Here is a 20,651-nt window from a genome sequence, read left to right on the forward strand (position 1 = left end):
GGTAAACTGGCGAATTACGCTCCCAATAATTGCTGTACTTGAGATGAAAATATGGATTGGTTGAGTATTTTCAACGAAAATCGCACCGAACTGCTTCATTATTTGCAAGGCCGCTTAAAAAGCGACGCAGATGCTCAAGATGTTTTACAGGAAATCTACCTGCGCACTTCTCGACTGAAAGCCAAGGACGTTAACAATCCCAAAGCGTACATCTACAAAATAGCCAACAACCTGGCCATTGATTACCAGCGCTCAAACAGTAGTTATTCTCGCCTCAAGCAAAATCTCGAGCAATCGCACACCGATGCGGATACAGCTACCGAGCCAGCGCCTGATCGCGCTTATGAAGCACAACAGCGGCTGAGTGTACTAAAAGAGGCGATTGATTCCCTGCCCACAAAATGCCGTCGAGCCTTTATCTTGCACCGGTTTGGCCGCAAAAAGGTGGCTGAAATCGCAAAAGAACTCGGCGTTGGCAAAAACTCTGTGGAAAAGTACATAATCCGGGCCATGCGCGAGTGCAGTGCCGCTATTGACCGCTACGAAGCGGCCAGTCGTCGGGTCGACGACAAATAAAATTCAGGCAAAGTGAACACCAAACGTCTTTACAGAAGACACCAATGAGTGATTTTGAAATGGATAACTCCAACTCCGACAGCAAGCTTTTTGATATCGCCATGCAATGGCGCTTGCGGCTGGATAGTGAGCCCGAAAACCGTACTGTTAAGCAAAAATTCAATCGCTGGATAGAAGCCTCTGAGCTGCACCGCCAGGCCTACGAAAAAACCAACTGCGTGTGGGACGAATTGGCACCTCTGGAAAATGCCATGCTGAGCAGCTTGGAAGTCGACAAACCCGTTCAACCTTGGTGGAAACAATCATTTTTTATGCGCACAGTGGCACCAGCGGCACTTGCTTGTGGTTTGCTGGTTGCTCTAACACTGGCCCTGTTTCCTCAGCAGCAGAATGAACCACAGTCACTGCACTACAGCGCTGCGACAGGAGATCAATATGAAGTACAACTGGCCGACGGCAGCACCGTTCACCTAAACGCGCAATCCTCGATCCTGATAACGATTGCGGACAAAAAGCGTCATGTGACCCTGGAGCAAGGTGAAGTATTTTTCGACATCGCCCACGACAGCGAACGGCCGTTTACTGTAGAAGCAGGAACCCTGAAAGTAACGGTATTGGGTACGGCATTCAATATTTACAAAAGCGCCAACCGAATTGATGTGACAACACTGGAAGGTCTGGTAAGCGTGGCAACAGAGTCGACCGAACAAGGTGAACCACTGCGCCCTGGTGAACAGGCTTCAACTACTTCCGGCACTAACGGTGCGATAGATATCCGCAAAGTAGATACTGCAAAAATCACCGCTTGGCGGAATAACATGCTGGTTTTTGAAAATACACCTATTTCACAATTTATTGCCGATATAAATCGCTACCTGCCCTCAGCACTGACGGTTGACCCATCGCTGGACGAACAGCGTATTAGTGGCGCCATTAACGTGGCCGACGCCGACGGGATCCTTGACAATCTGGAACTGACCTTTAAGGTAAAAACCATTATTAATAATGATGGCCAACTGACGCTGATCCCCGCCGACTATAAACCGGTGGAGTAAGCCAGATATTCAGTTATCAAGCTAAAGCTGTTAAATAAAAGTGGTATCAATGAATGCAGCGCCGAACATGCTGTTTTCAGGGAAAGTTATTTTCGCTGCCCGAATTCTGGCGGCAAGCATAGCTTTTGCTCATCAGCCTGTATTGGCTGCAAAACCAACCATTACTTTACCCCCTATAGAACTAGATATTCCGGCTCAATCTCTGCAAAGCGCTCTTATCCAGCTAGCCATTCAGTCTCAGTCCTCAATTATCGCCCCAACTAATCTGGTAGATGGGAAAACCACTCAGGCGATTAAAGGCCGCTATCAATTGGAGCAGGCTCTACGGCAGATACTCGGTGATAATAACCTGCGCTATCGATTCTCTGAGGATCGACGTAGCGTATCTATTATTGCCGCGCCCAAGAAAGCCACACCAGAACCGCCACCGAATCAACCGGAGGCGCCTCGCCAACAAATTTTTGAGCAGCTGGTGACCGTGGGATCAAGGTTGCCACGTAGCCGAATCGGTCATCCGTTGAACTCAATAACACCGGTATCCAGCATTCATTTTGATAATACTGCCGCCAATGGCACCGTCTCCATAACAGACACTATTCGAGATCTGACCATTAACAATGGCTCGGCATTTATCAATGAACAAAATAACCTGGCCGGCACAGTGCAATTTAATATACGCGGCATTGGCTTTGCTTCGACCCTCGCCCTCATTAACGGTCGCCGCAGTGGAAAATCCGGGCTATCTGACAACGGAGGTGCGTTCTTTTTTGACATCAGCCATATTCCACTCAACATGATTAGCCGTATCGATGTGCAGAAAGACGGAGCCTCTGCCATTTACGGCTCAGAAGCTGTCGGTGGGGTAGTTAACATTGTCACCCGCAAAGGCTTTTCGGGGCTGGAGCTGTCTGGCAGCTATACCGACGCCTCCAATGAAAGTGGCAATGTAAGCCTTGCCCTAGGTGATTGGGAAGACGAAAGTGGCTACAACCTCTACATCAATTATTTCCGCCAAAATCGTAATAACCGTACAGACTTTCCTTGGCTAACAGAACGGCTGAGCCATACTGACGATCTACAGAATACCGTACTTGCATCAGCAGCGGGATCACCGGGCACCTATCGCCAGGCCACCTTTAACACAGATACTGGACTGGCCAGCGAAGTAGCCAGTGAGCTCGCATTTCCAGACCCAGATTGCATTGAGGCCGGAGGGGTACTGCGTAACTCTAACTGCCTGCATATTTTTGCTGACCAAAACTCCGTTCTTCACGAAAAGCGTCAACTGCAAATCTTTGCCGAAGCAAATTACCAATTAAATGATGCCACTCTGATATTCACAGAGGTGGGCTTTAACAACGGCAGAATCAACCGTACTCGAGGGCCAGGTAATTTTAATAATGGACTGGTTGCCGACAGTGGTCGTATTTTTATACCCAGCGATCATCCATTTAATTTTTTTACAGCAGGCAGTCAACCTGGAGAGCTGATATATATCGATCCGTCGCAATGGGACAACGCCATTCATAACGCCGTTGATTTAAGCTGCCAATGCCGCGTTCTCGGCAACGAGTTTAATGGTGTCAATTCGCCGGAAGACCGAATATCAGACAACGATTTTGCAAGAGCCCTCATCGGCATTGAATATGAATTGGGGGATAGCATCAGTTTTAGTGCGAGCTACCTATATTCGAGTTCTCAATGGGATCTATCAACACCTTTTAATTACTCTGCACCCGTGGTTAACCAACTAATTCTCAATGGCCGCTTTAATCCCTTTGGCACTCGTATCGCCAGTCCTGAGCTTATCTCACCAAAAGACAACATCAGCCGGGCTGGTTTAAGTGACGATGTATTTGAGGTACTTAGAGAGCGTGACAATACCTCAACACGCCAGGATCAACAGGTTGTGGATATCTCTATTACTGGCGAGGCATTTAGCCTGCCTGCAGGAACTGCTGGCTTTGCGCTCGGCACTCAACTGCGGCGAGAAGATTTTACGTTACTTAATGACCCCAAACGCCTTAACGGCACCGGAGGGCTACGAGGCACACTCAACAATATTTCCGGCCAGCAAAGATCATGGGCTTATTTCGCAGAGCTCATGATACCGGCAGCGTCTACTTTGGACATACAACTCGCCTTGAGAGGTGAAAATTACAACCTGGAGTCGGCTAGCGACATTGGGCCCAAGGTAGCCATGCGTTGGGAGGCACAACCCTGGTTAGCCTTACGAGGTTCGTTTAGCCGCTCTTTCCAAGCGCCTTCATTGAGGCAAATCAGCGAAGCGAGATCTGCGTCTATTATCAATGATCCCGCCAGGCCCAACCCGGTGACAGGTGAACTGGAATGCACAGATTCCAGCCGTGGGGGCAATACATCCAGTCGCACTGTCGGCGATCCTGACCTGAACTCACAGCTGGCCCGAAACTTGAGCTTTGGGGCCGTCTTTACGCCAACAGACGAATCTCACATAGTGTTGGATTACTGGCAAATTGATTATCGAGACTTAATTGTTCAAGACGAAGGTGCATCGCAAATTGTCACCAACGATTGTTTGGACGACGGCATTCCCAACGACCCGCGCATTGAGCGGTCTGCGGGTGGCAACATCCTTCTGGTTACCTCAAACTTCATTAATTCCGGAGAGCTACTAGCCAGCGGTTTCGACATTTCTGCGCGCCATACCGCCACTTTATCTGGAGGAGAATTGGAACTGGGATTGGAAGCATCTCTCGTGGATGAATTTCTTTTTGATCCAGCTAACGGCGATCCTATCGTCAATGGTGCGGGCAGTAGAAACTCACTGAACCGATTCAGTTCTGTGCCTGAATTACGAGCTAATGCCAGTCTTCACTGGCACAGTGATTACATTTATTCCAGTGCCACACTGCGCTATATCTCAGACTACGAAAACGACCAAGACAACAACTCTCGAATACCCTCTTTTGTCACTCTCGACCTGCAATTCGGTGTGCAAATACCCAGTGAATTTGGTGACAGCCAGATTACATTGGGTATCAATAATGTTGCTGATCGCGACCCACCTTCTCTAGGCATTAACCAGCGTCCTGGCTACGACCCTGCCGTTCACGATATACGTGGCCGGCAGCTGCTGGTTGCCTTCAAACATAAATTCTGAAAACCCCAATCAATAAAAATCTTTATTGGTCATCTCAAAAAATTTATTAATTAAAAAATATTTTCAGGTTTTTTTAATTTGAGAACGTCCTTCAGGTGCCAGTCAGAAAAACTGTCGGCATAGGGGGAGTGGCGAAACAAATAAAACCGAGTGAGCTAAAAAAAGTTGCATTGGAATTTGGCGAACTCAACGCTTGGTTTTGCAAGCGCTATCGCTACTGTTAATGACTAAAAAATTATTATATGGGGTCAACAGTATGTCTAAATCAACACCAACGTATTTTCCACGAAAAGCTATTGCAGCGGCAGTCGGCAGTATAGTCTGTCTAACAGCCGGCCAAATCTTCGCTGAAGAAAGTGCCAAATCAGACGCGGTGCAGGAAGAAGTCGTTGTTACCGGGTCTCACATCAAACGCAGTAATTTGGAGGGCAGCGCGCCAGTACAAGTACTGGACCGCGCAACTATTTCTGCCGCTGGCGCAGCAACCGTTCAAGATCTGGTTATCGACCTGCCTGTGAACACCGGCACCATTATTAACGACGAACAAAGCAGTTTGGCGGGCACTACCCAGTTCAACTTGCGCGGTCTGGGCCTGGGCTCAACACTTACCCTGATCAATGGTCGTCGCGCCGGTAAATCCGCCGTTGCTGACGGCGGTGGTAACTTTTTCTTCGACATCAACCAGCTACCATTGGCGATGATTGACCGCATCGATGTGCAAACCGATGGTGCATCGGCTATTTACGGTTCTGAAGCGGTTGCCGGTGTTGTTAACGTAGTTACCCGCAAAGGTTTTGAAGGCTTTGAGCTTTCCGCAAATTACGAAAACGCCACCAACTCTTCTGGCTCCTTGAACCTTGCCGGTGGTGCTTGGGGGGACAACGGCGGTTTTAATATTTACGCCACTTACTACACACAGACTCGCAACAACCGCACTGACTTTGACTGGTTGCGTGAGCGTACTCTGCATGTTGGCGACCTTCAGGATACAGCACTGTCGTCAGCAAACGGGGCACCAGGCACGTATTTCCGCACAGAAGTTAACCCAGAGACTGGCGGAGTTCGCCAAGTTAGCGGAGCAGATGCTTTTCCTGACCCAGATTGTGTGGCAGCCGGAGGCATTTTACGTGGCAGTACTTGCCGCCATATTTTTGCCGACCAAAATGGCGTGATCCATGATTCAGATCGCTTCCAGGTATTCGCTGAATACGAATACAACATTACCGAAACAATGAAAGCCTTTGGCGAATTCAGCGCCTCTAATAATGAAGTAGGCCGCACTCGCGGACCAGGCAACTACAGCAATGGTTTGATCGAAAGCAGTGGCCGCATCTTTATTCCCGGCGACCATCCCTTTAACTTCTTTATCGAAGACCCCGACAACCCAGAAGCTCTAATTTATATCGGCCCCGAAGACTGGGATAACAGTATCCACACAGGTGCTGATATATCTGGACGCGCACGTATTCTTGGCAACGAATTTAACGGCCGTAACTCCCCCGCTGACCGACGCAGTGATATTCAAAACTTTCGCGCATTACAAGGTTTTTCAGTAGATATAGGGGAAAGCTGGAATGTAGAAGCCAGCTATATGGCGGCCCGTGCACTCTGGGATCTAACAACCAGCCTTGATTATGCTGCGCCAGTGGTAAACCAGCTGCTGATTGACGGGGAATTTAACCCATTCGGCACGCGGGTTGCCAATCCTACATTGGTATCGCCAAAAGATGGTGTCAGCGTAGCTGGCTTATCCGATGAGGTATTTGCGCAACTACTGGTACCTCAGACACAGTTTGCCCAACACGATCAATTCGTAATTGATGTGGTTGCTGCCGGCGAAATTATGGACCTACCTGCAGGTTCGGTAGGTCTTGCCGTGGGCTGGCAGCGCCGCGATGAGCAATTCGACTTTACACCCAGTGCACTGCGCGGCGCAGGCCTGGGCGGCCTCAGTGGTAGAGTCTTCCCTCGTTCTGGTGAGCTGGATGTGGATGCGTACTTTGCAGAAGTAGCTATCCCTGTACTGGATAACGTGGAGCTGCAATTGGCTTTGCGCTACGAAGATTACGGATTTACTGACACGACCGACCCGAAAGTTGCCGCACGCTGGGATATCAATGACTACATTGCTCTGCGTGGCTCCTTTGGTAGCTCTTTCCAGTCGCCAACCGTATTGCAAACCAGTGAAGCTCGCGGTGCAGCCATCTTAGATGACCCTGTAGGTGTAGACCCCGTAACAGGAGTACTGAGTTGCGGAGCAGAAGGCCAGGCAGGTAATACAGCGACACGTACGGTAGGTAGTGATGACTTGAGTCCACAAAGCGCTGATAACTATAACTTTGGGTTGATCATCAGGCCTACCGATGACCTGTCCATTGGGCTTGATTACTGGTCCTATGACTACACCAATTTGATTTCATCAGACGAAGGGCCACAGGCGATCGTTCTAAATGACTGTTTAGACGATGGGATCCCCAATGATCCAAGGGTTCAGCGCACCGGTGGTGGCAACATCATTTTGGTGACATCAAACTTTATTAACACTGCCAGCGTTGAAACCGATGGTGTTGACCTGAATGTGCGCTACGACATCGACACCGATGACTTGGGAAGCTTTGCCCTCGGCTTTAATATGAGCTACATCAACTCCTTCGATTTCCGCACCACTCCGACTTCTGAAGTAGAAGATGCCGTTGGCTCACGGAACTTCCTCAACCAGTTCCCATCCACACCTCAAACCCGGGGCAATATCACTATGGCCTGGAATCGGGACAACCTGTTCGGCAATGCAGCAGTACGCTATGTGGACAGCTACCTGAACGATCGCAATGACTTTACAATTGACTCGTTCACCACGCTAGATCTGCAATTTGGTGGAGAGTTCGGCCTTCTGGATGACGAAAGAACCACCACCATCACTGCAGGCATCAAGAACGTTTTTGATGAAGACCCTCCCGCAATCGGCTTTAACGAGACTACCGGACAAGCTTCCGCAGGCAGACCCGGTTATGACCCTGAAGTCGCCAATATTCGTGGGCGAATCGTTTATCTGGAACTAAAACAAAGGTTCTAAAACCACCACAAAAAATACGGCCATCAAAACAAATTTGATGGCCGTATTTTTTTATTGACATACTGGACCTCGATAAAAAGGCAAAGCTTTTCAGGTTTTTCAGGCTCACTTCCGTCCTTATTTTTAGCAACAAGACCATAAGCACCGTCCTCCTGAAAGTAAGGCAAGAATATGCTTTTTACTATTCTGCCAGGTGCTATAAGCTAAAATTTTGCTACTCGGCTTTATTTCAACCTGTCACCCAAACTCTATCGGCGAATTTCATGAAAATAGTCATTCCTTTGCTTGCTCTGTTTGCTTTGTGCACTACACCCGGCTTGGCCGCCGAAAAAACCTACCTGATCGACGGCAACGATCGCGACGGCACCCGCCGCATTACCCCTCTGGATGACGGCGGCTTTGTGCTGACCGGCTGGACCAATGGTAATGCCGACAAAAAAGACGGTGAAGGCTGGCTGGTGCGAGTGGATAAAAAAGGCAAAATTCGCTGGCAGCAACGCTTCCCCAACCAACTGACTACTGGGCGTGGCTCTCAAGCCTCCGGGCATGCTGTAGACAGTGACGGTACTATTATTATGGCGTTGGAGGAATACCGCAGCAAAGGCCCTTACCGGCCCGATGGCTCCAACGGCCGCGGCACCTTAATGCGCTTCTCCGCCGACGGCAAATTGCTGCACAAAAAAGTCATGGGCAGCTCCGGTATTAACGTACTCGACATTATCAAACCCGTGGGCGACGGCACTTATCTGATCGCCGGTGAAACCACCTCCCCCATTCAAAAAGGCTACGACGGCTGGATTTTTAAAACCGACGCCGACTTTAATGTGATTTGGGACACCAAGGTCGGCGGCTTTGGCGCCGAGCGCTTTAACGATGTGCTGTTTACCGACGATGGCGGTTTTCTGGCGGCCGGGCGCACCACCACCGATGAAGGTGGCTTCCGCGCCTGGATCGTCAAGCTGGACAGCAACGGCAAAGTACAGTGGCAAAAGCGCTACCGGGAGGACCAGTACGAGAACACCATTCGTGAGATTCTGCCGGTCAAGGACGGCGGTTGGGTGTTTACCGGCTTCACCAAAAACCACCCCAGTGATCCGGACACTCGCAACGCCTGGATAGCGCGCATAGACACCCAGGGTGAATTGCTGTGGGACAAAGCCATTGGCGGCGCCGGCTCCGACGTCACCTATGTAATGACACAGACCAACGACGGCACTTATCTGGCAGCGGGCTCCACCCAAAACCAGACGGGCGGCACCCGCGACGCCTACGTGATCGCCTTTGATGCCTCAGGCAAAGTGCTCTGGGAGCGCACCTTTGGCAAGCCGGAAACCAACGAAGTGATTCGCGGCATTACCCCCTATAAAAAATCAGGCTTTGTGCTGTCGGGCAACTATCAGGATCCGCGCACTGGCCAGCAGGACTCCATGCTGATTAAAGTCGACAAGGTAAAAACCAAAGCGAAAAAAGCCGCCGCTCCCAAAGCGGATAACACCTTTTTGATCGGCGCGGAAGGCCGCGATGGTGTACGCCGCAATACGCCTCTGGACGACGGCGGTTTTGTGCTGTCTGGCTGGACCGAAGCCGGTGCTTCTCGCAAAGAGGGTAAAGCCTGGATTGTGCGCATCGATAAAAAAGGCAAGATTGTCTGGAAGAATGTTCACCCCAACGAGCTGGGCAATAACCGCGGCTCTCATATGGGTGCACATACGCTGGATGTTGACGGCAACCTGGTTTATAACCTGGAAGAGTTCCGTTCCAAGAACGGCAAACCACCGGGTATCACTGGCCGCTCAACCCTGCATCGGGCTACCCTCGACGGCAAAATTCTGCACAAGAAAATCATGGGTGGCGCGGGCACCGATATCATCGACATTATGATCCCACAGGGAGATGGCACCATCGTAATGGGCGGCGAGACCACCTCGCCGGATGGCAAGTCTTACAGCGGCTGGATTTTCAAAGTCGACAAAGACTTCAATGTAATCTGGGACCGCAAACTGGGCGGCCTGGGTTACGAGCGTTTTAATGGCCTGATTCAAACCGCTGACGGCGGCTTTCTGGCCGTGGGCCGCACCTCCGGCCGCCTGGGGCGCTACCGCGGCAAACTGTGGCGTCTGGATGCCGAGGGCAATGTGATCTGGGAACAGCGCTACCGGGAAGATGAATACTACGCCAGCTCCTTCCGCGAGGGCATTGAGCTCGATGACGGCAGCTTTATCTTTAACGGCTGGGTCTTTAACGAAGAATCCAACAGCGAAGACCCACGCAATATGATTATTGGCCGGGTTACCGCTGGCGGCACTCTGATGTGGGCGAAAACTCTGGGCGGCCCCGGTGACGACATCTCCTTCGGTCTGATCCAGACTGATGACGGTACTATTCTGGCGGCGGGTCAGGAGCAATCCAGCATCCGTGACAACGCCGATGCCTGGGTGGTGGCGTTTGATAAAAATGGCGATATCCTCTGGCAGAAACGCCACGGCTACAAAGATACCCACGATGTGATTCGCGGCCTGACCGCTTATAAGAAAAACGGCTATATGCTGACAGGCAATGCGGAAAACAAGAAAACCGGTGAGCACGACGCACTGCTGGTAGTCGTGGAAGACATCAATAAGTAAAACGCCAGAGAACAGGACAATGGCAGCAGGCAAGCAGACAACAACACTTGCCTCGCTGCTTTGCCTGCTGTCTTGTATTTCACCACTGTGGGCATCGGATAACCTGAGCGGAGAAATGATCGTCATCCCCGGTGGCTCTTTCACAATGGGCGACCTGGCAGGCACAGGGAATGCCGATGAACGCCCTCTTCGCCAAATCAGTATTCAGCCCTTTGCCCTGGCCAAGCACGAAGTCACCATCGCGCAGTTCAAGCACTTTGCAAAAACCAGTAATTACCGTTCCACAGCTGAACAGTGCCAAGTGTTCCATTTTGCGCCACAGCCCACCTGGAGCTGGAACAAGCAAACAGACTGGCAAAGCGTGAGCTTTGATAGCTGGCAGCAACCGGATAACCACCCGGTAGTATGCGTCAGCTTTAGTGATGTGATGGCCTATATCCAATGGCTCAACCAAAAAGGCGACGGCGGATTTCGCTTGCCCACAGAAGCCGAGTGGGAATACGCCGCTCGTGCAGGCAGCCAAAACCCACATTTCTACAGGGACGTAAAAAATCAATGCGACTTTGCCAATGGCGCCGACGCCACACAGTTGCCAGAGGGGGCAACCTGGAAAGAAGCGGTTGAGTGCACGGATGGTCATATCTTCACCGCACCGGTCGGTAGTTTTACCGCCAACCAGTTTGGTTTGCACGATATGCTGGGCAACGTTTGGGAGTGGGTGGCGGACTGTTATACCGATAGCTATCAAAACCTGCCTCTGGATGGCTCCGCTCAAGACAGGCCGAATTGCCAGACACGGGTACGACGGGGTGGCGGCTGGTATGAGCCGCCATATTGGCTGCGCACCGCCAATCGGGCTCCAGCCGATATTGACAAAGCCACCGCTCGCCTGGGGTTTCGGCTTGCACGAGACTTACCAACGCAACACAAAGCAATAGCAAATAAATGAATAGACTCTTGGGAAAAACGCTGCTACTCGCCACCTTATTGTGGGCTACCAGCCCTGCTGTACAGGCGGGAGAGTCTCTTGTTGCCGAAGGCGCACTGCCTGAACGGCTGGCCATGGGTTTCAGTTTTACCGAGGGGCCATCCGTAGACCGGTTCGGCAATATCTATTTTTCCGATATCCCCAATAGTCGCATTTACAAGTGGTCTGTGGAGGAAAAGCGCCTGTCTCTTTTTCACCCCAACACCCATCAGGTGAACGGCACCTGGTTTGGTCACGATGGCCGCTTGTATGCCTGCCAGTGGGGCAAAACCCGTATCGTTGCCTTTGGGCTCGATGGATCAGAAGATGTGATTGCGGATCAACACGCTGGCAAGCCCTTTAACCGCCCCAACGACTTGTGGATGGACCCGAAAGGCGGCATCTACTTTACCGACCCCAATTCCCGCGATACCAAGCCCCTGTCTCAAGACGGCGAGCACGTGTTTTACATCACCCCGGATCGCAGCCGGGTGATCAAAGCCGCCGATGGTTTCAAACGCCCCAATGGCATTATCGGCACCCGGGATGGTAAAACCCTTTACATCGCCGACCGGGGAGCCAAACAAACCTGGCGCTACCGCATTCAGCCCGACGGCCGCCTTACGGATAAAACCTTCCACGCTGCGGTGGGTTCCGACGGCATGACTCTGGATGAGCACGGCAACCTCTACACCACCACCGACGCGGTTTATGTATACGCGCCAGATGGCCGCCTGCTTGAGCGCATCGCCATCACCCCGGAAAAGCCCCGCAATGTGGTGTTTGGCGATGTGGATAGCAAAACCCTGTTTATCACCGCCGGCACCCGTTTTCTGGCACTAAAGATGAACGTGGCGGGCATGTACGGGCCTCATACCAATGACCATTAATCGATGTCAGCTCTGCCAACAAGGCGCCGCAGCGCTTGCGGCCTTTGCTACGCCGGAGCTGAATGCAATAGAGGCCGCTCCACCATGAAACTAATTTTTTCTCGTTTAAGGGGTCATAACCCTTCGCTGCAGCGAACAGCGTAAAACAACAAATTACTGACTACTCATCAACAAGAGATTCACTGAATGAAAGCCTTGACCATTATGTTACTGCGAATTTCCACCGGACTGCTGCTGGTTGTTTGGGGGGTGTACAAGCTCATTACGCCCGATAAAGCCATCAGCATATCCAACCGCTACTATTCCGGCATGATTAGTGCCGAAAGTATCCAGATGTGGTTGGGACTGGCGGAAGTGGTTCTGGGGCTTATGGTGTGCCTGGGTTTGTTGCGCCGCTTCACCTACCCACTGCAGTCCATTGTACTGTTTTTCGGTGCAGCGCTGATTTGGCAGCACCTCCTCGACCCCCTGGGACTTTGGCTGGTAGAACCGGAAAATCGCAAAATACTGTTTTTCCCATCGCTTTGCGTATTCTTTGCCACTCTGGTTCCCCTGGTTTTCAAAGGGGACGATCGCCTGGCTCTGGATCACAAATTTGGTTTGAAACTCTAGTGCCTTCTACACAACATTTTTCAACACAATGACGGTGAATAGTTGGCAAGTTATTCATGCCAGCTTATAAGAACTGTTATTCATAGAGTCGAAATGATGAAAAAAACCATTACCCTCCTATTAAGCTGCTTGCTAATCAGCGCCTGCTCTCAGGAAAGCCAGACGCCAACGCTTCTGGAAGTAGACACACTGATCGTCAACGGGCTGGTGTATTCCGGTGATATTGCTGACCCTCAAACCCTGGCAGTGGGTATTACCGATGACACCATTGTGTTCGTTGGCGACACAACCAGTCAGGCCGTTATTGCTCAACAAACCATTGATGCCGACGGAATGATGGTATTGCCAGGATTTATCGACCCACACACCCACTCTGCCGGCGACCTGAAAAGCACCGACAGAAACGCCAATCTTAACTACCTGACTCAAGGTGTGACCACGGTTTTTAACGGCAATGATGGGGGCGGCAGCGCTGATATTGCAGCGCAATTCGGCCTTATGGAAAAACAGGGAATCGGCACCAATGTAGCGCTGTTTGTGGGTCATGGCGATATCCGCGAACAAGTGATGGGGCGAGATAACCGCGATCCCACACCGGAAGAGATGGAAAGCATGAAAGCCCTGGTTGACAGCGCTATGGACGAGGGTGCATTGGGTTTATCGACCGGGCTGTTTTACGTGCCCGACACCTATTCCACAACCGCAGAAGTGGTGGAACTTGCCAAAGTAGCTGCCGCTAAAGGCGGTATTTACGAAAGCCATATTCGCGATGAAAGCAACTACAACATTGGCGTTAAAGCCGCTATTGCAGAGCTATTGCAGATTGGCCGCGAAGCGAAGATTCCGGTTCATATCGCCCACATCAAAGCGCTGGGAGTTGATGTCTGGGGCCAAAGCGCTGACATTATCAAGATGGTCGAAGAAGCCCAACAGAATGGGCAGGCAGTTACTGCAGACCAATACCCATGGCGCGCATCCGGCACCGGATTGCACAAGGCAACTGTACCAAGCTGGGCTTTGGCCGGTAGCGAAGCAGAAATCCAAGCTCGCTTTAAAAACCCTGAATTGATGCCTGAAATACGCGCGGCGATGACGGAAAACATACGCCGGCGGGGCGGGCCCGATTCATTACTTATCGTGACCGCGCTGGATGAAGCATTGCTGGGTAAAACAATCGCCGACCTATCCAAACAGTGGAGCTTGGACCCAGTGGATACCGTACTGAAAGTATTGGCGCTGGGCGTGAATAACGGTGGTGCTCGGGTGGCTTCGTTTAATATGAGCCCTGACGATATCGCAAATTTTATGGTGCAACCCTGGGTAATGACCTCATCGGACGGCACTAACGGCCACCCCCGCAAGTACGCCAGCTTTCCCACTAAATACCGTCACTACGTATTGGAAAAGTCTTTAATGGACGTTCCCACTTTTGTGCACCGCAGCTCGGCTCAAGTGGCAGAAACCTTTGGCATTAAAAATCGGGGTTACATCAAGCCTGGCTATTTTGCCGATATTTCAATTATTGACAGCGAACAATTTAAACCGGCTGCAACTTTTCGGGAATGGAATCAATTAACCCCTGGAGTTATCCATCAATGGGTTAATGGCGTTCAGGTTATCAACAATGGCGAGTATACCGGCGCCCTGCCCGGGCGTGGCCTGCGCAAAGGCCTATAGAGGAAAATTGATCGAGAGCAGAACGTTGGTTATTTGCTAAGTATTGTGTTCAAAAAAAACGGAGGGAAAAACGATGAGACATCGCTGGTTTTTACTAAGCTCACTATGGCTGTTTGCTTTAAGCCACACCTCAGCTGTCGCTGACGATGGCACCGACGAGTTGCTGACCTGGATGGATAGCCGCTATGAACAAACTGCCCATGCAGCGCGCTCTATCTGGGAATTCGCCGAGCTTGGCTACCTGGAAGACAAAAGCTCGGCTCTGTTGCAGGGCCAATTGCGTGACGCCGGCTTTGCTATCGAACGAGGAGTCGCCGGCATTCCCACATCCTTTATCGCCAGTTACGGCAGCAAAGGCCCCATAATTGCCATCCTGGCAGAGTTCGATGCTCTGCCGGGTTTAAACCAGGATTCTGTGGCCCATCGCAGTTTGATTGAAGGCAAACATGCGGCCCATGGCTGCGGTCATAACCTGTTTGGCGCAGGCTCCGTGAGCGCAGCCATCGCCGTAAAACGTTGGCTGGAAAGCACCGGGCGCCCCGGTGTGATTCGCCTTTACGGCACACCGGCAGAGGAAGGCGGTAGTGGCAAAGTGTATATGGTGCGCGAGGGACTATTTGAGGATGTGGATTTTGCCATTCACTGGCACCCCGGTAGCAGCAACAACGCCGATGCGCGCAGCTCGCTGGCCAACCGCTCTGCCAAGTTCCGTTTTCACGGTCGCTCAGCCCACGCTTCGGGCTCGCCACACAAAGCCCGGTCTGCCTTGGACGGTGTTGAAGCTTTTAATCATATGGTGAACCTGATGCGTGAGCACGTGCCTCAGGAAACCCGCATTCATTACGTAATTACCAAAGGGGGTTTAGCGCCCAACGTCGTGCCGGACTTCGCCGAAGTTTTTTATTACGTACGTCACCCGGAATCTGAGACATTGAAACAATTGTGGACACGGGTTGAGGCCGCCGCTCAAGGCGCAGCTCAGGGTACTGGGACTCAAGTGGAATGGGAGATTATCCACGGCAACCATCCGTTGCTTCCGGTTGAAGCACTATCCAAAGCCGCACACAAACACCTGACCCGAGTAGGAGGCATAACCTACGATAAAGAGGAGCGCCAGTTTGCTGAGCAAATTTACGCCACTCTGGACAGCCCAAGGCTGGCACTGGGCAGTGAACAGGAAATACAACCCTACCAATTGAAACGTGGTGGCGGCTCTACCGATGTTGGCGATGTCAGTATGGTGGTGCCCACTGTACGCCTGTCTACCGCTACTTACGTTCCCGGTACATCGTCCCACAGCTGGCAATCCGCTGCTGCTGCGGGCATGTCTATTGGCTTTAAAGGAGCACACAATGCCGCCAAGGCAATGACATTAACAGCCATTGAGCTCTATCAGAACCAAGCATTGCGAACAGCGGCGCGTAACGAATTTGATGAACGCCGCGGCCCTAACTTCAAGTATGAGGCCCTGCTAGGAGATCGCGAACCGCCTTTGGACTATCGAAAATAATTCCCACCACGTAGGGTCTCTCTGCCTAATAGAGGCCCTACTTTCAGCTCCATTTCACTCCCACCATAGCCACCTCTTATACCCAGCCTAAAAAATTGAATAAATCTTATTGTTAAGGTTTTTTTACACTCTATTCGTCTGGTTTATGGATGCCTTAATTGCTTGGCACGTTAACCAGCTGCCAATTTATTGGTATTCGTAGTTCTAATAAGTAAATTCACAACGAGGTGGGATATGTTCAAGAAGCAAAAGCTTTCTGTAGCCATTGCAGTAGCAGGGAGCAGCTTGCTGCTGTCAAATACAGCAATAGCCGAAGAAAACGAAGAAGCAGTCGTTGACGAGGAAATCGTCGCTGTCGGCACACAAATTAAGGGCGCGAATATTGAAGGTACGCTGCCTGTTACTGTACTCAGCGCGGAGCAATTAGACAGCTCCGGTATTGCAACCGGTGAAGAGCTACTGCGTTCGATCCCTCAAATTGGTTCTATCGGCTTCGGTAACTCAAGGGCCGGTTCCGTGGGTGTGAACACCGCTCGCGGTGATGTGTCTTCTTTTAACCTGCGCAGTATTGGTGAAGGCAACACCCTGGTGCTGATCAATGGCCGCCGTATGGTGTTACACCCAATTTCACAAACCAGCCGTTTCGACTCCGGCATTCCTATTGTTTCATCGAACGCTAACACGTTGCCTGTGGCCGCACTTGAGCGTGTTGAAGTACTTCGCGATGGTGCTGGTGCCTTGTATGGCGCAGACGCGGTTGCCGGTGTGATTAACTACCAGGTTAAAGACGATTACGAAGGCTCAGAGGTTACCATTCGTTACGGCGCTGAAGATGGCACTGGTCGACAGGATATTACCTTAAGCGGCGCTGCAGGTTTTTCATTCAATGACGGCAGAACAAACCTTGTTTTATCCGGCAGCTATGCCGATAGAACTGGCGTAAATTCCGGCGAATACGACTTCACTCGTGACCAGGACTTGCGCTCAAGAGCCCCTGAAGGCTTTGCTACAACTGCCTTTGACAATCGTACCGGCAGTGAAGCTCATGCCAATGTGGTGTTTGGTGGCGGAGTAGGACGCTTTCACTTGCGTCCTACCAACTTAATTGGCGACGATGGCGTCAGCATTGTTGAAGACTCGAGCGAATGTGGCGGTCGCGGCCTGGCACCAGGCTCTACCATTTTTACCGGCCCCGGCAGCCAAAGCCTATGTCTGGATGGCGGAGGCCAAAACCGCGCCCTGCGCACTAACCGTAATGAAAACCGTACACTGGTTCCAGACGTCAAACGCTTTAATGTTTTCGCCAAGCTGACTCATGAACTGGAAAGCGGTGCCGAGCTATACGGTGAGTTCTCTTACTACGATTCCGAAGCACGGCGTGAGCGTGAGCAAGGTGGCCCCCTGTCTACCGGTGAAGTATTTGTTTCAGCGGACTACTTTTTCAATCCCTTTGGCCCCACCACATTGGCTGACGGCAGTGTAAACCCCAACCGTATTCCAGGGTTGGATACTTCCATTGTTCCCGAAGCAGGTGTTGGCTTTCAGCTGGATACCATTCAACTGTCTGACGTAGGCAACCGCAGAGCTGAAGTAAATGGCGAAAGCTACCGTTTCCTGGCGGGTATTACCGGTGACTGGGGCAACTGGAACTACGACACCGCTGTTCTTTACAGTGAAGCGGACGTAAACGATACCACCAGCAATCGTGTTGATACTACACTGTTCCAGGCCCAGCTGAATAACACACCCGGAGCGTACAATATTTTCTCTGGGCTGAACCCAGCAGACGCAGGCAGCTTAGTCGACCTGACGCCTAATCCACAAAGCGCGATTGACCCATTCCTTACCAGTGTAACCCGTGAAGCCAAGACTACTTTGAGCTTGGTGGATTTCCGTTTATCCAACCCATCTGTGTTTTCATTGCCTGCCGGCGATGCAGCACTGGGCCTTGGTGTTGAGTATCGGGAAGAGGATCTTGTTGAGGACAACTCGGCCAACCTGGACGGTTCAGCACCTTTCGTCGACACACTGGGGCCCAATGGCACTGTAATCAACCCTTCTAATGTTATTGGCAGTAGCCAGCGTTTGGATTTCGCCGGTGAGCGCGATGTGTTTTCCGCTTACGCAGAGCTGATTTTGCCCATTGCCAGAGACCTTCCTGGCGCAAACAGCATTGATGTACAGCTGGCGGCGCGATACGAAGATTTCAGTGATTTTGGCAATATTACAACACCAAAAATTGCAATTTCCTGGTATCCGGTTGAATGGCTGCAATTCCGAGCTGCGTTCTCAGAGGGCTTCCGAGCACCGAACCTGGTACAAACCAACAACCCACAGAGCACCGTTTCTACTTCGACGGAAGACTTTGCACTGGGTGAACTACTGGGCACCGGTGACCTGTCCGACAGCGGTTTGGACGCCACAACCACCGTTGAGGTGCGTGGTGGTAACCCCAATCTGGAAGCAGAAGACAGTGAAAATACCAGCTTTGGTTTCGTACTGACGCCTCTCGAAGGCCTCACAGTTACCGTAGATTACTGGGAAATCGAAACTGACGGTACCGTAGGTAGCTTTAACGACGAGAACCAATCTCGCCTGGATGCATTGCTGCGCCGCTCTGGAGGTTCTAACCCCAATGTAATTCGCGCAGCACCTTCTGCAGAAAACCCAATCGGTGAAATTCAACAGGTTAACAGTATCTTTGAAAACCTGAATACACGCTCAGTGTCGGGTATTGACTTCAGTGCATTCTATAATTTCGATACTTCAATCGGGAGCTTTGATCTGCAGCTGAATGTTGCTCAATTGGATGAATTTAGCCAAGAGCCAGGCGGCCAAGCTGGCCTGTTGTTGGCAGCAGGTGCTACTCCAGAATCTGTTGGTGTTGAAGACAGGGTCGGTCTTGAAGGCTTCCCGGAATACCGACTCACCGGTACTGTAACCTGGAACAGCAATGACGATCTGTGGGGCGCATCACTGTTTCTACGTCATATTGACAGTGTGATTGACCCCAATATCGTCGTCGATGATGTACCTTTTGAAATTGACTCGTACACGACTGCCAACCTCTCTTTGGTAAGGCGCGATATTTTTGGTGAAAACAGCTCGCTGCGTCTGTCTGTTAACAACATAACGGATGAAGAACCACCACTTGCCGACCAAGCCTTTGGCTTTGATGCAGAAATGCATTCAAGCCGTGGACGCTATGTGGCTCTTACCTTTAAGAGATCGTTTGGCGCCAATTAATTTGGTCACATAACCTGTGTTGATGCCGGTCGGGATTTGTTAAAACTGTTGAAAGCAGAAAAGCTGAAATACGCTATCTGAATGAACATTTTTTTCAAATTCTGATTCGGCTGACACACAAAACTAAGTTCCAATTGCTCTATCCCTCGCAGTAACCAAAAAAATTAGAAACCATCAAAAGACGTTAAGGTTTTTCCATCCAAACACGTCTTATCTATAGCCGTAGATGATATGGCTGTCTAAGAGCATCGGGAAGGCGTTCCCCCTCGGTACCCCTTCTCGGCTGCTCTTCTCTTTGTAATCGTTTACGCACCAACTTTATTTGAACCACTCTCGAGCTGTTCAAATATTGAATGTCAATATTGGCAATTTACGCGTTATGTCTTGCTCACTATTTATTAAGGGCTTTTGATGAAAATTTTTCGCCGGTTCCTTTTATGCCTTTGCTACAGCCTACTTTTTTCAAGCCAGGTTGTGGCTGCCGACCTGAGTACCGAAGAAATTTGGGCTTTAGAGCGCCCTATCCCAGCACACGACACGGTTGTTATGGAAGACATGACCTGGATGGAAGTGCGAGACGCCATAAAATCTGGCAAAACAACGGTGATTATTCCCACCGGTGGTGTAGAGCAAAAGGGGCCATACAGTGTTATTGGCCGCCACAATCTCTCCCTAAAAGTAACTACGCAAAAAATTGCCAAAAAATTGGGTAATGCCCTGGTGGCGCCAGTAGTACCTTTTGTTCCCCAAGGCTCTATTGACCCACCCAGTCGGCACATGCGCTACCCGGGCACCATCAGTGTCAGCGAAGAAAATTTTGTTAACTTGCTGGTAGATATTGCCAACAGCCTGCGCATGCACCGCTTTGAAAATATTATTCTGCTCGGCGACAACGGTGGCAACCGAAAAGGACTCGAAAGAGCTGAGAAAATTCTCACAGAGCAGTGGCAAAACAAGTCTGCTCGGGTACATTATATTCGTGAGTTTTACGATAACCCACGATGGAAGGCTTGGCTAAAAAGCCGCGGGATTATCGAAGTTTCAGAAGGCCTACATGATGGCTTTCGCGCCAGCTCAGTTATGCTTTTGATCGATCCAATGGCAGCACGCATGCCACAGCGTATTGCCGCCGATAAATTTTCCATCAATGGTGTGAGCTTGTTACCAGTTGACAGAACCATCAAGATTGCCAAAGAGTTTGTGGATTACCGTACGGATATTACTGTAGCGGCGATCCGCAGAGAAACTTCATCGACAGACGAAACCCAGTAAAAGAGGC

12 protein-coding genes are annotated in these 20,651 nt (G+C 50.8%); all 12 read left to right on the forward strand.

The features are described 5' to 3' along the window. Positions 1–51: 51 nt before the first annotated feature. Complete coding sequence (locus KFE80_09220) at positions 52–576, forward strand: RNA polymerase sigma factor (GenBank protein UTW44574.1); 525 nt, start codon at positions 52–54, stop codon at positions 574–576. A 44-nt stretch (positions 577–620) separates the two neighbouring features. Further along, a complete protein-coding gene (locus KFE80_09225) occupies positions 621–1,631 on the forward strand; it encodes a FecR family protein (GenBank protein ID UTW44575.1) in 1,011 nt (336 codons plus the stop codon). Positions 1,632–1,680: 49 nt separating this feature from the next. After that, positions 1,681–4,773: a TonB-dependent receptor gene (locus KFE80_09230; GenBank protein ID UTW44576.1), complete on the forward strand. Its 3,093-nt coding sequence runs from the start codon at positions 1,681–1,683 to the stop codon at positions 4,771–4,773. A 256-nt stretch (positions 4,774–5,029) separates the two neighbouring features. Next, the gene (locus KFE80_09235) at positions 5,030–7,846 is read left to right on the forward strand and encodes a TonB-dependent receptor (protein UTW44577.1); all 2,817 of its coding nucleotides are present in this window, start codon (positions 5,030–5,032) and stop codon (positions 7,844–7,846) included. Positions 7,847–8,109: 263 nt separating this feature from the next. Then, positions 8,110–10,470 (forward strand): hypothetical protein, encoded by a 2,361-nt coding sequence (locus KFE80_09240; protein UTW44578.1) that lies wholly within the window; start codon positions 8,110–8,112, stop codon positions 10,468–10,470. Positions 10,471–10,489: 19 nt separating this feature from the next. After that, positions 10,490–11,419: a formylglycine-generating enzyme family protein gene (locus KFE80_09245; protein UTW44579.1), complete on the forward strand. Its 930-nt coding sequence runs from the start codon at positions 10,490–10,492 to the stop codon at positions 11,417–11,419. Next, positions 11,416–12,327 (forward strand): SMP-30/gluconolactonase/LRE family protein, encoded by a 912-nt coding sequence (locus KFE80_09250; protein ID UTW44580.1) that lies wholly within the window; start codon positions 11,416–11,418, stop codon positions 12,325–12,327. The genes KFE80_09245 and KFE80_09250 overlap by 4 nt, the downstream gene beginning before the upstream one ends. Before the next feature lie 186 nt (positions 12,328–12,513). Next, positions 12,514–12,939, forward strand: a complete 426-nt coding sequence (locus KFE80_09255) for a DoxX family membrane protein (protein ID UTW44581.1) — start codon at positions 12,514–12,516, stop codon at positions 12,937–12,939. Positions 12,940–13,032: 93 nt separating this feature from the next. Continuing rightward, the gene (locus tag KFE80_09260; GenBank protein ID UTW44582.1) at positions 13,033–14,616 is read left to right on the forward strand and encodes an amidohydrolase family protein; all 1,584 of its coding nucleotides are present in this window, start codon (positions 13,033–13,035) and stop codon (positions 14,614–14,616) included. Between the two features lie 73 nt (positions 14,617–14,689). Then, complete coding sequence (locus tag KFE80_09265; protein UTW44583.1) at positions 14,690–16,126, forward strand: amidohydrolase; 1,437 nt, start codon at positions 14,690–14,692, stop codon at positions 16,124–16,126. Between the two features lie 234 nt (positions 16,127–16,360). Beyond that, positions 16,361–19,372 (forward strand): TonB-dependent receptor, encoded by a 3,012-nt coding sequence (locus KFE80_09270; protein UTW44584.1) that lies wholly within the window; start codon positions 16,361–16,363, stop codon positions 19,370–19,372. Between the two features lie 474 nt (positions 19,373–19,846). Then, complete coding sequence (locus KFE80_09275; GenBank protein ID UTW44585.1) at positions 19,847–20,644, forward strand: creatininase family protein; 798 nt, start codon at positions 19,847–19,849, stop codon at positions 20,642–20,644. The last annotated feature ends 7 nt before the right edge of the window (positions 20,645–20,651 follow it).

The sequence above is a fragment of the bacterium SCSIO 12696 genome, assembly GCA_024397955.1.
GTDB lineage: Bacteria > Pseudomonadota > Gammaproteobacteria > Pseudomonadales > Porticoccaceae > SCSIO-12696.

Coding starts and splice junctions, on each gene's coding strand:
- KFE80_09220 (UTW44574.1), top strand. CDS start 52: ATGGATTGGTTGAGTATTTTCAACGAAAATCGCACCGAACTGCTTCAT.
- KFE80_09225 (UTW44575.1), top strand. CDS start 621: ATGAGTGATTTTGAAATGGATAACTCCAACTCCGACAGCAAGCTTTTT.
- KFE80_09240 (UTW44578.1), top strand. CDS start 8,110: ATGAAAATAGTCATTCCTTTGCTTGCTCTGTTTGCTTTGTGCACTACA.
- KFE80_09260 (UTW44582.1), top strand. CDS start 13,033: ATGATGAAAAAAACCATTACCCTCCTATTAAGCTGCTTGCTAATCAGC.
- KFE80_09255 (UTW44581.1), top strand. CDS start 12,514: ATGAAAGCCTTGACCATTATGTTACTGCGAATTTCCACCGGACTGCTG.
- KFE80_09230 (UTW44576.1), top strand. CDS start 1,681: ATGAATGCAGCGCCGAACATGCTGTTTTCAGGGAAAGTTATTTTCGCT.
- KFE80_09250 (UTW44580.1), top strand. CDS start 11,416: ATGAATAGACTCTTGGGAAAAACGCTGCTACTCGCCACCTTATTGTGG.
- KFE80_09270 (UTW44584.1), top strand. CDS start 16,361: ATGTTCAAGAAGCAAAAGCTTTCTGTAGCCATTGCAGTAGCAGGGAGC.
- KFE80_09245 (UTW44579.1), top strand. CDS start 10,490: ATGGCAGCAGGCAAGCAGACAACAACACTTGCCTCGCTGCTTTGCCTG.
- KFE80_09235 (UTW44577.1), top strand. CDS start 5,030: ATGTCTAAATCAACACCAACGTATTTTCCACGAAAAGCTATTGCAGCG.
- KFE80_09265 (UTW44583.1), top strand. CDS start 14,690: ATGAGACATCGCTGGTTTTTACTAAGCTCACTATGGCTGTTTGCTTTA.